The sequence below is a fragment of the Kocuria sp. PD6 genome (assembly GCF_031844145.1).
GTDB lineage: Bacteria > Actinomycetota > Actinomycetes > Actinomycetales > Micrococcaceae > Kocuria > Kocuria marina.
The window spans coordinates 73,491-87,548 of record NZ_JAUZUS010000002.1 but is presented as its reverse complement, the minus strand read 5'-3'; the positions used below and the strand labels follow the sequence as shown (position 1 = coordinate 87,548).

Sequence of the window (14,058 nt, the reverse complement as noted above, 5' to 3'; positions counted from 1 at the left end):
CTGGCCACCAACGTGTTCCCGTCCCTGCTCGAGCGCGACAGGCTCAAGATCGTCCCGGTCTACGACTACGCGCTGATGACCGAGCCGCTCACCGACGGGCAGCTGGACTCGTTCGGGCGGCGCAACAGGCAGAGCCTGGCGGATCTGGCCAACCAACCGGCTCGGCGGGGGTCGGCGGTCCTACCGCGGTCAGAACAGCAGCACCAGCACCACGATGACCGCCACGATCACTGCGAACACGATGGCCCAGTTGCGGGCCACGTGGCGGTCCTCGGCCCGGGTCTGCTCGCTGTCCGGGTCCCGGTCCGCGTACCGGTCGCTGCCCACGCCGTAGTACAGCTCGTTGGTGGACGGTTCGCGCGGGGGCACCGGCGGTCTGTGGCGGTCGGGCGAGCCCGAGGGACCGGCCGGGTGGGCGGCGTCGTTCTCGTCCTGGGACTCGCCGCCGATGGGACGTCCCGAGAGGCTGCCCGGCTCCCAGGTCTGCCGCGGTGCGTTGGCGCCGGGGCCCGCGATCGAGTCGCGCACGGGCACGCCCTCGCCCGGGTAGCGATGTCCGGGCCGGGAGGGCTCGTCCAACTCGTCCTCGCCCAGCATCTCGGAGGCCGGGATGCCGGTGGTCGTGACCGCGGGGCCCTGCGAGCCGACGGGACCCTGCGGCGTCGGCATCGAACCGGGCGCGGACGACGCCGCCGCTCCGCCGTCCCGGGGGTTGTCCGCCGCCGCGCGCAGCACCTCCGAGAAACGGGCCAGTGGCTCCCGCTGCGCGGGTGCCGCGTCGTGGGCGACCTGGTCCGCGCGATCCGCGACGGAACGCAGCACTGCAGCGTCGGACAGCCCGAGATCCCGGGCCGCCATGGCGAGTTCGAGGGGCGGGTGAGAAGGGTTTGCGGTGGTGGCCCACTCCAGCAGGCCCGTGCGGACGGGGGAGGACAGCGCATCCCGCAGGGCGGGCCGCAGCGCCGGGACATCGGCGAGGTCCAGCAGTTCGGACGGCGGGGTGCTGCCGTAGCTGTGGGCGGCCTGGTCCAGCGGGCCGCGGTGGCCGAAGAGGGCGGCGAGCATGGCGGCCGCCGCGTACCGGTCCTCCACGGTGCGCACGTCCGAAACGCGGCGCATCAGTTCCGCCTGGGCAGGGGAACCCGCCTGGCGGACCGTGTCCAGCAGTGCAGGGTCCGCGCGCACCAGCCGCGCCGGTTCCTGCAGGGCCCGGGCGAGCTCCGGATCCAGTGAGTCACTCATGACGTCCGCCTTTCTCAGTCGTGGGGAAAGCCTACGGGAGGTCGAGGGCGCGGTGCGGGGCTAGGGTGATCGACTGTGACCCGCACCCCATCTTCGCCGACGCGCAAGGCCCCCGGAATCCTGCTGGCGGTGCTCATGGCCGCGATGGCCGCCGGGCCGGTGTTCAACTACGGGGTGGGTGCGCTGAGCGCCACCATCGTGGAGAGCTACGGGATCACCGAGGGGCAGTATGGGTTCATCATCACGGCGGTGTTCGTGGTAGCGGGTCTCGCGGCGCCGCTGCTGGGAGTGCTCGCGGACCGCATCGACACCCGCGTGCAGCTCACCCTGATCTTCGGGGGTGTGCTGGTGGCGTTCCTGCTCAGCGCCACGTGGCAGTCCTACGCCATGCTGATGGTCGCGGCCCTGATTGCGGGTCTTGCGCAGTCCTTCTCCAACCCGGTGACCAACCGCATCGTCGCGCAGCGCGTGCCGCTGGCCCAGCGCTCCGCGTGGATGGGGTGGAAGCAGTCCGGGGTGCAGGTGGGTCTGCTGGTCGCGGGCCTCACGTTCCCGGTGGCGGGCGCGGCGTTCGGGTGGCGGGGTGCCGCACTGTTCGGCGCGCTGCTGTGCGTTCCCCTGCTCGTCACGGGGTGGACCGTGGTCACCCGGCTGCAGCGCCGCGCCCGAGAGAACACCCCGACGACGCTGCCCGCTCCCTCTTCCGTCGCGCCCTCCGCCGCGGCGTCGTCGGGGGCGCTGCCGCCCGCGGTGTGGCTGCTGACGCTGACGTCCTTCCTCAACGCGGTGGGCACGCAGGGCGTGAATGTGTACGCGTCCCTGTTCGCGGTGCGGGCCATGGGGTACACCGTCACGGTGGCCGGGTTGCTGCTGGGCATGATGGGGGTGATCGGGATCGGAAGCCGGATCGGGTGGGGCCGGGTGACCGGCAGGCTCGGCAGACCCGCACCGCTGATCCAGGTCATGAGCCTGGGCGGGATCGTGGGGCTCGGGCTGCTCGTGCTCGCGGAGACGACGCAGCAGCACTGGCTCATGTGGCTGGGCGTCGCCTTCCACGCCGCTTTGCCACTGGCGGCGAACGTAGTGATCAACTCGGGCATCGTGGCCGCCGTGCCCAAGGAACGGATCGGGGTTGCGTCCGGACTGGTGGCCACCGGGATGTACCTGGGCTTCGCGCTCGGGCCCGTGGTGGTGGGCCAGCTCGTGGACCTCACGGGGGCGTTCACCGCCGGATGGGCCGCCGTCGCCGGGGCGTACGTGCTGTGCTTGGTGGTGGCGCTGGTGCTGGGGCGGGTTACTGACCGTCCAGTTCCTGGAGCCTGAGAAGCAATTCCTCCACCAAGAGGACGAACGATTCTGCTACCTCCCCTGCGTCGTCATCGGCGGCGTGCGCGGCCAGCTGTGGCAGGAGCGAGTTAGTGTCGGCAGAGCGCGTTGCCAGGAACGAGATTGCCTCGCGGGACTCACTGTCGGCTTCGGGAGAGCTGCGGTGGATCATGAACCTGTCAGCGAGAGGCGCAGTTTCTGTGGCGTACAAGAGACGAAAAATATCCAGCGAATCTTTGGCCTTGATGCGGTTCCGCTCGCCCGCCTGCATTGCCTCGTGGCGTTCCTTGATTTTGATGCACTTGGCCACGATTAGCGCAGCCGGAGACGCCACTAAGACCTGCGCCCTCCGAAAGTCTCGAGGGCTGAGGGCCTCGATGGTGCGCAATTCATTGTCGATGAGTGCGGGGGCCAGCCCACGGCCCCGTCTGGCCACGAAACTTTCGTGCGGTGGGATCTTGGCCGAACGGCGACCCTTCCCTGCCTGGTGCTCGGACACCATGAGGTCGACGGCTATGTCATTGCTGCTCAGCCACTGTCCAGGATTCCCACCGGGGCGGCGGGAGAAACCGTGCGCTGTGAGGGTCGCGGCGATTTCAGGTGTGGGGTCTAGCCTGTTGGCATCTAGGGCTAGGTCTGCGTCCGTGGTCATGACGGCGACGGCAAGTTCACCCTCCCCCGTCCACTCGTAGACGGCCTGCGCCCCGATGAGGATGATGGTTGAGCTGTGATCGCGCAGTGCGATAAGCGCGTCGATGAGTGCGGACCTGGCCATGACATATTCGACGGGAGCAGTCATTTGAACCTCCAAGACGTGCCGGTCTCTCCGCTGATCCAAGGTCGGCCGTCGTCTGGCAGCCGTTCCATCACTTGGTGCGCCAGGTCGGCTTCTCGGCCACCACTGGACTGGAGATCCACCAGAACCTGTCCCGTGGGCGCAAGTCTGAGTTCCGTCCGGGGCGAGACCCACCCCTCCTCCATAAGTCTGCCGTCCATGGGGGCAGCCAGAAGAACGTTTGCTCGCGCTCGCTCCCCGCGTCGCAGCCCCAGATCTTCGGCGAGAAGGAGTGGGTCTGCGGTGTACGCCAGGACGCGTTTTGCGGGGACCACGGCAGTGGTTCCCTCCGGCAGCAGGGCACGTCCTGCATGGACACCACTGAGCAGAACATCCTCTCTGCCGTGCAGCATCGTCAAGGCATGCTCCGGGCCCCTGGGGTCAAGCAGGGAGAGGGGGTGCCGATTGCCGGAGAGGAAGCTGTAGTCCTGCGCCCATCGGTAAATAAGTTCCCGGCGATGGATTGACTGAATCCCCCCCCGGGGGGTCCGGGTGATGATGCCTTCTCTTGTCAGGGTGGGTAGGAGCTTGGCAACTGTGCCGGGGCTGACACTGCATGCCAGGGCAAGCTCTCGCACACCGAGGGGGGCATCAGAGGTGATCAACTGTCGGAGGACGCGGGAGGTTGAGGGGCCCGTGAGGCGTTGAATTGTCTCATCACGTACCCAAGGTGCCCGGGTGGCCCCGGGGTGCGTCATGAGAATCGCGGGATAGCTGGAGACGATACGGACCCATCCCGTGGTGTCCACGCTATTGATGCCCAGTTCCTCCAACCGTCCACGAACGGAGGGGGGTATGTATTCCGCGAACAGTGCTGGTTCCCCGCCCGCCATGGAGGCATAGTGCGAAACCTGGTTGGCGACCTGGGAGAGCAGCTGACCACCTACCGAACGTTTCACCTCTGTGACCAGTTTGAGCGGTTCTCCGGCGGGGGGCGTGATGGTGACGATCGCATCCGGGCGAACAACGCGCCCGCCGCCGTCTGTGCCACCGAAGCCCACGCGGCGCGGTTCTTGCTGGGCCTCTATGTCCCACGAGCCAGGGAGGAGGGATCGAAGCAGCCCCGTGCACTCACGCAGGAGAACTGTTTCTTCAAACTGCTCGTTTCGCATATTGCGAAACTTAGCATATGAAGAAACAGTAGTCGCGGGTTCGTGGCGTCAATCTTGGCCCGCCCATCCTTCTGGATCCTGCCAAGCTGCTGCGTCTGGTTCGTTCGCCGGCTCCGTGGAAGAGCTGGCGCCAGGGCGTGCTGAACCCCCGGTTCGTGTGGTGCCATGGACCCATGAGCTCACCGCGCACGGACCTCGCCCAGACCCTCCGCCGCCTGGACGGCAGCAGCTACGGCGCCTACAAGCAGCTCAAGGGCTCGTGGCGGCTGGGGGATGCGGAGCTGATCGTGGACCGGGTGCAGTCGGACCCGTACGCCCCGCCGTCCCTGGCCCGGATCCGGGTCAGCCTGTCCGACACGAGGATCCCGCCCGAGCTGATCGCCACCCGGGACGCCCGCGTGGCCGCCGGGGACTTCCTCACCCGGGAGTTCGCCCGGGCCGCCCGGGACCTGGGTCCGCGCGGCGGCAAGGACTCCGGTGGCATCTCGATCCAGCGCACGGGCCAGGAGATCCTCGAGCGCTCCTCCGTGATCGTTCCGAATCCCGGGAACGCGGTGGATCCCGCCCCGGCACGCGAGTCCGGGATGCGCCGTGCGGGGGACGCCGGAACGGTGGACCGGGGGCGCGGAGCCGGCCGTGCGGCGTCGTCGGAGACCGCTGACGCGGGAGCCGTGGAGGTGCGCTGCGAGATCGCCCTGCCCGCCGCGGGCCGCCGCATCAAGGGCCATGCCGCGCACCGGCTGCTCACGGAGGTGCTGCCGGGCGTAGTCGAGCGCGCGCTGCGGTACGAGAACCTGGACGCCCGCGCCCTGCAGGCCCACGTGACCTCCCACCTGGACGCCCAGCACCTGCGGGAGCAGCTGTCGCAGCGTGGACTCGTGGCGTTCGTCGCGGACAGCGCCGTGCTGCCGCGCGCCTCCGGGCACCGGGACGAACCGCTGGCCCGGGGCGCCGTCCCGTTCGAGACGCCTCCGGAGCTGCGCGTGGAGCTCGAGCTCGAAGACGGGTCGACCGTGAGCGGCATGGGGATCCCCGAGGGCGTCACGGTGGTCGTGGGTGGCGGCTACCACGGCAAGTCCACGCTGCTGCAGGCCCTGGAGCGCGGGGTCTACAGCCACGTTCCCGGTGACGGCCGCGAACGCGTGGTCACCCTGCCGAGCGCCATGTCCGTGCGCGCGGAGGACGGCCGGGCCGTGAGCCACACGGACGTCTCGCCGTTCATCAACAACCTGCCCACCGGCGCGGACACCCGCGACTTCAGCACGTCCAACGCCTCCGGCTCCACGTCCCAGGCGGCGGCCACGGTGGAGGCCGTCGAGGCGCAGGCGGCGGTGCTCCTGCTGGACGAGGACACGTGCGCCACCAACCTCATGGTCCGGGACGAACGCATGCGCGCCATGGTTCCGGGCGAACGCGAGCCCATCACACCGTTCGTGGACCGCGTGGGGGCCCTCTACACGGAGCGTGGGGTGTCTTCGATCCTGGTCACGGGTGGCTCCGGGGCGTTCCTGGACGTCGCGGACCTGGTGGTGGCCATGGACGCCTACCGCGCCGTGGATGTCACCGAGCGCGCCCGGCAGGTGGTGCGGGATTTCCCGCGCCCCGAGGACATGCGTCCTGCGGCGTCCTTCGGGGAGATCCGCCCGCACGTTCCTGGCGGCGCCTCGGAAGCGTCCGGCACGGTCCCGGCCGAACGCGGTACCACCCCGTCCGGACCCGGTGCCGCGGGGCACGATGCCTCCCGGTCCGGTCCGCGCCATGGCGCCACCCAGCAGGGCGGCAGGGACAAACCCGCTCGCGCTCGCGGTCTCGACACCATCCAGTGGGGCCGCGAGGACGTGGACCTCTCCGCTCTGAGCCAGCTCGTGGACCCTTCGCAGACGGAAGCGATTGCGCGGCTTCTGGAGGAGGTCGAGCGCACGGCCGACGGCCGCACTCTTCTGACCGAGCTGGTGGACGCGGCCCTGGAGCGGGTGGTGCGGGACGGACTGGACGCCCTGGCCCACCACAGGGGCCACCCGGGACATCTGGCGCTGCCCAGGGCACAGGACGTGGTGGCGGCCTACCACCGGGTGCGCCGATGAGGGGCAGCGCGTGACCCCGGCAGCGGTGTGCGTCCCCTCGTACGGCTGCTCCCTCGGAGCAGAGGAGGGGCAGAAATCCGCGGCGGTGGAGCACCGGCGGTGCACAGGCCGAGACTCGCGGAGGAGAAGGGGAGGAGAGACGCGCAGGTGGGGGGCGACGTCGTCCGGGGTTAGTTATCCACCGCGCGGCGAATGTCCTCCAGCGAAGTCAGCTCGCCCGCGTTGATGCGTTCGCGCACCGACTCGTATTGCTCCTGGGAGGACGCGAACGGGATCTCCTGCCCCTGGGCATCCAGCAGCCGGCCGTCCACGAACTGGTCGCCGTCCTGCAGTGCGCCGGCCTCGCGCGGGGAGAGCACCCGCAGCCCCACGGTGTTCATGCCCATGGCCTCGGTGGTGCGCCGGCTGCGGCCCATCTCGTTGAAGAAGAAGTTCATGACCAGCGCGGCCACGGCGGCGGACGAGATACCGGAAGAGAAGATGATGCCCACCCAGTCGGGGAACGCGTCGTAGAAGGTGGGGACCACGATCGGGACCATGCCGAAGGACAGGGAGACGGCCACGATGATCAGGTTCATGCCGCCGCGGTAGTCCACGCGGGCCAGCGTGCGGATGCCCGAGGACATCACGGTGCCGAAGAGCACGAAGCCCGCACCGCCCATCACCGGCAGGGGGATGGCGGCGATGACCTGGCCGAGCACGGGCAGCATGCCCAGCAGCACCATGAACACGCCACCCAGGGCCACCACGTAGCGGCTCTTGACCTTGGTGATCGCCACCAGGCCCACGTTCTGCACGAACGCCGTCTGCGTGAAGGAGTTGAACACCGGCGCCACGGCGGAGGACAGCATGTCCGCGCGCAGCCCGTCCGCGATGCGTGCCGAGTTGATGCGCGAGCCCGTGATCTCGGACAGGGCCAGGATGTCAGCGGTGGTCTCCGCCATGTTCACCAGGATCACAATGCCCATGGCCACGATCGCCGCCATGTGGAACGTGGGTGCACCGAAGTGGAACGGGGAGGGCAGCGCAACCCACGGCCCCTGCCCCACGTGCGAAAAGTCCGCCATGCCGGTGGCCCACGCCACCACGGTGCCCACCACGATCGCCACCAGGATGGCCAGCCGTGACAGCACCGCTCCGCCGAACTTGGACAGCAGCAGCACGGCAAGCAGCGTGACCCCCGCCAGGGCGATGTTGCCCAGCGAGCCGTAGCCGGGTGCCTTCTCGTCCCCGCCCATGGACCACGACGCCGCCACGGGCACCAGGGTGATGCCAATGGTCGTGATGATGGACCCCGTGACCACGGGCGGAAAGAAGCGGAGCACGCGGGCAAAGAAGGGCGCCACCAGGAACCCGAAGGCGGAGGCCACCATGATGGAGCCCATCACCGACTGGATGCCGCCCCCCGTGGCCAGCACGGACAGCATCGTGGCGATCCCGGTGAAGGAGACCCCCTGCACGAGCGGCAGCTGGGAACCGATCCGCGGCAGCCCCCACGCCTGCAGGAACGTGGCGAACCCGCCCACGAACAGGGCGGCGGCCACGAGCAGGGCGGTGGTGGCGGCGTCGTACCCGGCGGCACTGGCCACCACGAGCGGCACGGCGATCAGACCGCCGTACATGGTGAGGATGTGCTGCACGGCGTACGCCACGGTGCGCCCGGCGCCCAGCCGTTCGTCCTCGGGGCGGGACCCCCGCTCGTGGGAAAGGGCGGGTGATGCGCTGCTGGGCATGAGGATCCTCGATCGGGGCAGTCGTGAGGGGACACGGAAAGTGTAGGCGGGCGCGGCGCGTGCAGTGCCCGCCGCGCGAAACCGACTACCCTACGGGAATGGCCTTTCACGCGGACTCCACCGAACTGGACAACAAGGAAATCCTGACCTGGGAGGGGTTCGGGACCGCCACCCGGGAACTCGCCCAGCAGATCGTGGACTCGGAATTCGTCCCGGACATCATCATCGCGGTGGCGCGCGGTGGTCTGCTGCCCGCCGGGGCGCTGTCCTACGCCATGGGCGTGAAGCTCTCTGACGCCGTGAACGTCGAGTTCTACACGGACGTCCACGAGACCCTTCCGGACCCGGTGCTGCTCGCCCCCATGCTGGACACGGACTCCATCAGCGACAAGAAGGTGCTGGTCGTGGACGACGTCGTGGACTCCGGACGCACCCTTTCCCTCGTGTTGGAGCTGCTGCGCGGCTATGGCGCCGAGTGCCGTTCCGCCGTGGTCTACGAGAAGCCCCGCTCGGAGGTCCGTCCGGACTTCTCTTGGAAGTCCACGGACGAGTGGATTGTCTTCCCGTGGTCCGCGCAGGAGCCGGTGACCAAGCAGGGCTGATCCGCCCGTCGGCGCCGCCCCGCGCGCTGCAAAAACTCAGCAGGTGCCGTCTACCGAACAGTAGATGGCACCTGCTCCGTTAAAGCACGCGATTGCGGGGGAGGGGGGGGATGGGGCGTGGGGGGGGTCTGGTGCGCGAGGTGTTACTTCTTGACCCGCTCCCACACCAGCCCGGCCGTGGCCTCCGCGATGGCCCGCTCCTCGTCCGTGGCCACCACGAGGACCTCGATTGCGGAGGTCTCCGCACTGATGCGGGCCACGTCCCCCCGGGGGGCCTCGTTGAGCGTGGGGTCCAGGGTGATCCCGAGCGCGCCCAACTGGTCGCACACCAGGGCGCGGAACTTGGGGGAGTTCTCGCCGATGCCCGCGGTGAAGATCAGCGCGTGGGCTCCACCGACTGCCACGTGGTAGCCGCCGATGTACTTCGCCAGGCGGTAGGCGGCCATGTCCAGTGCGAGCTGTGCCCGCCGGTCCCCGGAGCTGGCCCGCTGCGCCACGGCCCGCATGTCCGAGTCCCCGCAGACGCCCTGCAGACCGGACTCGTTGTTGAGGATTCGGTTCATGTCCTGGGCGCTCATCCCGGGGTTGCGCTCCAGCATGGCGGTGACCACGGAGGGGTCCAGGTCCCCGCTACGGGTGCCCATGACCAGTCCGGCCAGGGGGGTGTAGCCCATGGAGGTGTCGTAGGAGCGGCCCTCGCGGATGGCGGTGGCCGAGGCGCCGTTGCCCAGGTGGGCCACCACGGTGTTGAACTGTTCCCGCGGGATGCCCAGGAACTCGCAAGCCTTGCCGGTCACGTAGTCGTGCGAGGTGCCGTGGAAACCGTAGCGGCGCATCCCGTGTAGCTCGTACCACTGCTCGGGGACGGCGTAGCGCCAGGCCTTCTCGGGCATCGTGCGGTGGAAGGCGGTGTCGAACACGCACACCTGGGGCATCCCCGGATAGGTCTTCTGGATGGCCCGCAGTCCCAGGGCATGCGCGGGGTTGTGCAGCGGTGCCAGCGGGGCCAGCCGCTCGATCGCCCGGATGATCTCGTTGTTCACCAGCACGGGGGCGGAGAAGCGCTCGCCGCCGTGCACCACGCGGTGGCCCGCGGCGTCGATGGTGCGCCCGCCGAGCTCTTCGTCCAGACGCTGGGCGAGGATTTTCAGGGCCTGGGTGTGGTCCTGGATCTCCGACGTGCCGATGTTCTCGATCAGCCCCTTGGTGATCACCTCGCCGCCGGCCATTCCCGCCGTGGCCGTGGCGAGGGGGACGTTCTCGTCGATCGCGGGCATGGAGGAAGTGTAGGCTTGCGGTTCCCCGTCCGCCGGTTCGACCTCCCGCACCTGGTACTTGATGGAGGACGAGCCGCAGTTGACGACCAGTACGAGCATGGTGGTTTCCCTTCGGCGGCGCGCGGGCCGCGGTTGCCAGTGGCGGAGTTCGGGGTTGACGACGCCGCTGCGTCACCAACGCGGGTACGGCGGCCCCGCGCGCGGGGCCGCCGTGTCGTCACAGTGTTTGTGCTTGGATCGCGGTGATCGCGACCGTGTTGACGATGTCGTCCACGGTGCACCCGCGCGAGAGGTCGTTCACGGGTTTGCGCAGTCCCTGGAGCACGGGCCCCACGGCCACCGCGCCCGCCGACTGCTGCACGGCCTTGTACGTGTTGTTGCCCGTGTTCAGGTCCGGGAACACGAACACGGTGGCCTGTCCGGCCACGTTCGACCCCGGGAGCTTGGACTTGGCGATCGAGGCATCCACGGCGGCGTCGTACTGGATGGGCCCCTCGACCTCGAAATCGGGGTGGGCCTCGCGCACGAGGTCGGTCGCGGCGCGTACGCGCTCCACGTCCTCCCCGGAACCGGACCCGCCGGTGGAGTAGGAGAGCATGGCCACGCGCGGCTCCACGCCGAACTCGCGGGCGGTCTGCGCGGAGGCCAGGGCGATGTCCGCGAGCTGCTGCTCGTCCGGGTTGGGGTTCACAGCGCAGTCGCCGTAGACGAGCACGCGGTCCGCGAGCAGCATGAAGAACACCGAGGAGACGATGTTCACGCCCTCCCGGGTCTTCACGAATTCCAGGGCGGGGCGGATGGTGTTGGCGGTCGTGTGGGCCGCTCCGGAGACCATTCCGTCCACGTCCCCCATCTGCACCATCATGGTCCCGAAGTAGGAACCGTCGGTCATCCGTTCGAGGGCCTGTCCCTTGCTCACACCCTTGTGGGAGCGCAGTTTCACGTACTCGTCGGCGTATTTCTCGCGCAGTGCGGCGTCGTGCTGGAAGTCCACGAGGTCCAGGCCGTCGGCGTCGAAGTCGAGCTCAATGCCCTCGGACTGCGCGAGCGATCGGACCGTCTCGGGATCGCCCAGCACGGTGAGGTCGCAGAAGTTGCGCCGGTGGATGAGCTCCGCGGCGCGCAGGATGCGGGGGTCGTCTCCCTCGGGCAGCACGATCCGCTTGCGGTCCGCCCGCGCGGACTCCACGAGCTCGTGCAGGAACCGCAGGGGGGTGCGCCGCACGGGCCGCGGCAGGGTGAGCCGCCCCGAGAGCTCGTCGCTGTCCACGTGCTCCGCCCACGCGCCGCGCGCGGCGGCGATCTTGCGGGAGTGCGCGCCGGCCAGGGTGCCGCGCGTGCCGGCCACGGCCTGCGCGGTGGTGAAGGTGTCCTGCTCGGTGGTCAGCACGGGGAATGGAGCCGCGCCCAGCAGCGAGCCCACCGCGCCGGCGGGCCGGAAGCCTCCGGTCAGCAGCATCCCGGCGGGCACCGGCAGCGTGGGCGCCAACGACGACGCCAGGGTTGCCGAGACCACGTCCGTCCGGTCCCCGGGGGTGATCACCAGGTCCCCGTCCGCAATCTGGTCCAGGAAGTTCCCGGCGGTCATCGCGGCCACCTTCACGGCCTTGATGTCGCGGTCCAGGGACGCGGAGTTGAAGTCCGTGCCGTAGCCCTGGGCGTCCACGAGCTCGGCGACGGTGGGGTTGGAGATCGCGGGAATCTCCGGGATCACGTACGCGGGGAGGTTGTGGTTGCCGGGCTTGGCCTCCCGGCGGATCTGCTCCGCCTGCTCCGGGTCCGCGCGGTTGACGATCACGGCGTAGATGTCGCACCCGGCCTGGCGCAGCTCAGTGCGGGTCACGTCGATCGCGTTGAGCACGTCCTTTACACGCCCGGACTCGTGGGCTCCGATCACCGCGGCCACTGAGCAGCCCATGTTGTTGGCCAGGCGGGCGTTGAGGTCGAACTCGGCGGTGACCGCGTTGTGGGCCAGCAGGTCGGTGCCGTCCACGACGAGCACATCGCACTCCAGCGCCATCTCGGAGTACACGGCCATGGCGGCGGAGTCGAGGTCGTCGTGCTCACCTGAGGCGAGGATCTCGCGGCAGCGCTCCAGAGACACCGCGCCCCGGCACCGGGAGTCCGGGAGGTCGAAGGTGCGCTTCATGAGCTGCAGGACGGAGTCGTCTTCCGGTGCCGCGCCGTCGAAGACCGGACGGAAGAAACCCAGGGCGTCCGTGCGCTTGAACATGGTGTCCGCGAGGCCCAGTGCCACCAGCGTCTTGCCGCTCCGCGGTGTCATGGCGGAAATGTAGATGCCCTGCGTCATGGAACGTGCTCCCTCGCGATCGGTCGGCTGTGCCTCCAGTCTATGGACCGGGGCGGGGGTCGCGCCCGCGCAGTGCCGGTGCCACACTGGTCACATGCTGGTTGCCTTCTCAGTCTCCCCGAGCGGTGGGGACAATCCCGATGCCTCCGTCCACGACGCCGTCGCCGCGGCCGTCCACGTGGTGCGCGAGTCGGGGCTGCCCAACCGCACCGATTCCATGTTCACCACGATCGAGGGCGAATGGGACGAGTGCATGGCTGTGGTCAAGGAAGCCACGGCCGCGGTGGCCGAGTACGGTCCGCGCGTGTCCCTGGTGCTCAAGGCGGACATCCGCCCCGGCCACACCGGTGAGCTCACGGGCAAGCTCGAGCGCCTGGAGTCCGCGCTGCACAGCCACGAACTTGGCCGCTCGAAGGAGCGCCGCGGGATCACGGCAGGCGGTTCCGACGGCGCGGCCGGGCAGGATGCCGGCGGCCAGGATTCGGCGGCTCAACGCACTGCAGGCAAGCACGCCGCCGAGCGGAGCGAACCGTCCGCGGACGGCCGGCAGTGACCCCTCGCCGCGCTCTGTGAGCAGGAAGGGCCAGAAGAAGAACCGGAAGCAGGCTGCTGAACCCGCGCGGGTGACGTCGTCGGACGCCCCCGGTCTCGTGGAGCGCACCTGGGTCACGGACACCGGCACTGTGGAGCTGCAGCAGGACACGTACGTGCCCGGCGCGTGGGTGCTGCGCGTGAACGGGGTGCCGTCCTCGCACATCGTTCCGGACCACCCGGAGCAGCTGGAGTTCGAGTACATGCGCTGGTTCTCCACGGTGGCCGAGGAGCACGTCTCTTCCCGCCTGGATCCCACCGCGCTACGCGTGCTGCACCTGGGCGGCGGCGCGTGCTCGATGGCCCGCTACCTCGCGTGGCGCTACCCGCAGGCGCGGCAGGTGGTCGTGGAACTCGACGCCGCCCTCGCCCGCCTGGTGCGCGAGTGGCTGGAGCTGCCCCGCGCGCCCCTGCTGCGGATCCGGGCGGGGGAGGCCCGCGCGGTGACCGAGTCCCTCACTGAGGGGTCACGGGACCTGGTGATCCGCGACGTCTTCGCCGGTGAGCAGACGCCTGGGCACCTGCGCACACTGGAGTTCGCGCACCACGTGGACCGGGTGATGGCCCCGGCCGGTCTCTACCTGCTCAACGTGGGGGACACCCGCAACCTCAAGGGGACGCGCGCGGAGATCGCGGCGCTGCTCGAGGTCTTCGAGCACGTGGCCGCCGTGGCGGACGCCGCGATGCTCAAGGGCCGCCGCTACGGCAACGTGGTGCTCGCCGCTTCCCACGCACCGCTGCCGCAGGCCGGTTCCGCCGACGCCGCCGCGCTGGCCCGCGAGCTGCTCGGCGGTTCCCTGCCGGCCCAGTACAAGGACACCGCGTGGTGCCGCGAACTGGCCGCCGGCACCCAGCCGTGGCACGACAAGCCGGCGGACCCGATCCCGGAGGGGCCGGTGACGGGCGGAGACGACGCCGCGTAGCGCCGTCGTCGTCAGGGAACGG

10 protein-coding genes and 1 pseudogene are annotated in these 14,058 nt (G+C 69.7%); 5 read left to right on the top strand and 6 right to left on the bottom strand.

Going from position 1 to position 14,058, the window contains the following annotated elements:
- Window positions 1-189: 189 nt before the first annotated feature.
- Window positions 190-1,242 carry a hypothetical protein gene (locus Q9R22_RS01975; RefSeq protein ID WP_131332136.1) on the bottom strand — a complete coding sequence of 351 codons (1,053 nt, stop codon included), beginning with the start codon at window positions 1,240-1,242 and terminating at the stop codon, window positions 190-192.
- Between the two features lie 75 nt (window positions 1,243-1,317).
- Between Q9R22_RS01975 and Q9R22_RS01970 the strand changes: the two genes are divergently transcribed.
- Window positions 1,318-2,565: an MFS transporter gene (locus tag Q9R22_RS01970; RefSeq protein ID WP_131332137.1), complete on the top strand. Its 1,248-nt coding sequence runs from the start codon at window positions 1,318-1,320 to the stop codon at window positions 2,563-2,565.
- Here the strand turns inward: Q9R22_RS01970 and Q9R22_RS01965 are convergent.
- Together Q9R22_RS01965 and Q9R22_RS01960 are read right to left on the bottom strand one after the other, a co-directional pair.
- A complete protein-coding gene (locus Q9R22_RS01965) occupies window positions 2,537-3,367 on the bottom strand; it encodes a hypothetical protein (protein ID WP_085106765.1) in 831 nt (276 codons plus the stop codon). The two genes, Q9R22_RS01970 and Q9R22_RS01965, sit on opposite strands and share 29 nt — an antisense overlap.
- Complete coding sequence (locus Q9R22_RS01960; RefSeq protein ID WP_085106766.1) at window positions 3,364-4,515, bottom strand: helix-turn-helix domain-containing protein; 1,152 nt, start codon at window positions 4,513-4,515, stop codon at window positions 3,364-3,366. Before Q9R22_RS01960 ends, Q9R22_RS01965 begins: the two co-directional genes overlap by 4 nt.
- 173 nt (window positions 4,516-4,688) lie before the next feature.
- Between Q9R22_RS01960 and Q9R22_RS01955 the strand changes: the two genes are divergently transcribed.
- The gene (locus Q9R22_RS01955) at window positions 4,689-6,599 is read left to right on the top strand and encodes an ABC-ATPase domain-containing protein (protein WP_131332139.1); all 1,911 of its coding nucleotides are present in this window, start codon (window positions 4,689-4,691) and stop codon (window positions 6,597-6,599) included.
- A gap of 170 nt (window positions 6,600-6,769) precedes the next feature.
- Here Q9R22_RS01955 and Q9R22_RS01950 read toward each other — a convergent pair whose 3' ends face one another.
- Complete coding sequence (locus tag Q9R22_RS01950) at window positions 6,770-8,332, bottom strand: nucleobase:cation symporter-2 family protein (RefSeq protein ID WP_131332140.1); 1,563 nt, start codon at window positions 8,330-8,332, stop codon at window positions 6,770-6,772.
- A 98-nt stretch (window positions 8,333-8,430) separates the two neighbouring features.
- Here Q9R22_RS01950 and Q9R22_RS01945 point away from each other — a divergent pair, with 98 nt between their 5' ends.
- Window positions 8,431-8,934 carry a phosphoribosyltransferase gene (locus tag Q9R22_RS01945; RefSeq protein ID WP_064846448.1) on the top strand — a complete coding sequence of 168 codons (504 nt, stop codon included), beginning with the start codon at window positions 8,431-8,433 and terminating at the stop codon, window positions 8,932-8,934.
- A 143-nt stretch (window positions 8,935-9,077) separates the two neighbouring features.
- Here Q9R22_RS01945 and Q9R22_RS01940 read toward each other — a convergent pair whose 3' ends face one another.
- Window positions 9,078-10,310 (bottom strand): acetate/propionate family kinase, encoded by a 1,233-nt coding sequence (locus Q9R22_RS01940; protein ID WP_131332141.1) that lies wholly within the window; start codon window positions 10,308-10,310, stop codon window positions 9,078-9,080.
- 118 nt (window positions 10,311-10,428) lie between these two features.
- Window positions 10,429-12,522, bottom strand: a complete 2,094-nt coding sequence (gene pta / locus Q9R22_RS01935; RefSeq protein WP_131332142.1) for a phosphate acetyltransferase — start codon at window positions 12,520-12,522, stop codon at window positions 10,429-10,431.
- A 94-nt stretch (window positions 12,523-12,616) separates the two neighbouring features.
- Here pta and Q9R22_RS01930 point away from each other — a divergent pair.
- Together Q9R22_RS01930 and Q9R22_RS01925 are read left to right on the top strand one after the other, a co-directional pair.
- A pseudogene (locus tag Q9R22_RS01930) lies at window positions 12,617-12,910 on the top strand (MTH1187 family thiamine-binding protein); the annotation flags it as partial.
- A gap of 181 nt (window positions 12,911-13,091) precedes the next feature.
- Window positions 13,092-14,036, top strand: a complete 945-nt coding sequence (locus tag Q9R22_RS01925) for a spermidine synthase (RefSeq protein ID WP_206478759.1) — start codon at window positions 13,092-13,094, stop codon at window positions 14,034-14,036.
- Window positions 14,037-14,058 lie beyond the last annotated feature (22 nt).

What these genes read in the sequence shown, in the direction of transcription:
- Q9R22_RS01945 (WP_064846448.1), top strand. Translation starts at nt 8,431, where the DNA reads ATGGCCTTTCACGCGGACTCCACCGAACTGGACAACAAGGAAATCCTG.
- Q9R22_RS01940 (WP_131332141.1), bottom strand. Translation starts at nt 10,310, where the DNA reads ATGCTCGTACTGGTCGTCAACTGCGGCTCGTCCTCCATCAAGTACCAG.
- Q9R22_RS01950 (WP_131332140.1), bottom strand. Translation starts at nt 8,332, where the DNA reads ATGCCCAGCAGCGCATCACCCGCCCTTTCCCACGAGCGGGGGTCCCGC.
- pta (WP_131332142.1), bottom strand. Translation starts at nt 12,522, where the DNA reads ATGACGCAGGGCATCTACATTTCCGCCATGACACCGCGGAGCGGCAAG.
- Q9R22_RS01975 (WP_131332136.1), bottom strand. Translation starts at nt 1,242, where the DNA reads ATGAGTGACTCACTGGATCCGGAGCTCGCCCGGGCCCTGCAGGAACCG.
- Q9R22_RS01960 (WP_085106766.1), bottom strand. Translation starts at nt 4,515, where the DNA reads ATGCGAAACGAGCAGTTTGAAGAAACAGTTCTCCTGCGTGAGTGCACG.
- Q9R22_RS01965 (WP_085106765.1), bottom strand. Translation starts at nt 3,367, where the DNA reads ATGACTGCTCCCGTCGAATATGTCATGGCCAGGTCCGCACTCATCGAC.
- Q9R22_RS01955 (WP_131332139.1), top strand. Translation starts at nt 4,689, where the DNA reads ATGAGCTCACCGCGCACGGACCTCGCCCAGACCCTCCGCCGCCTGGAC.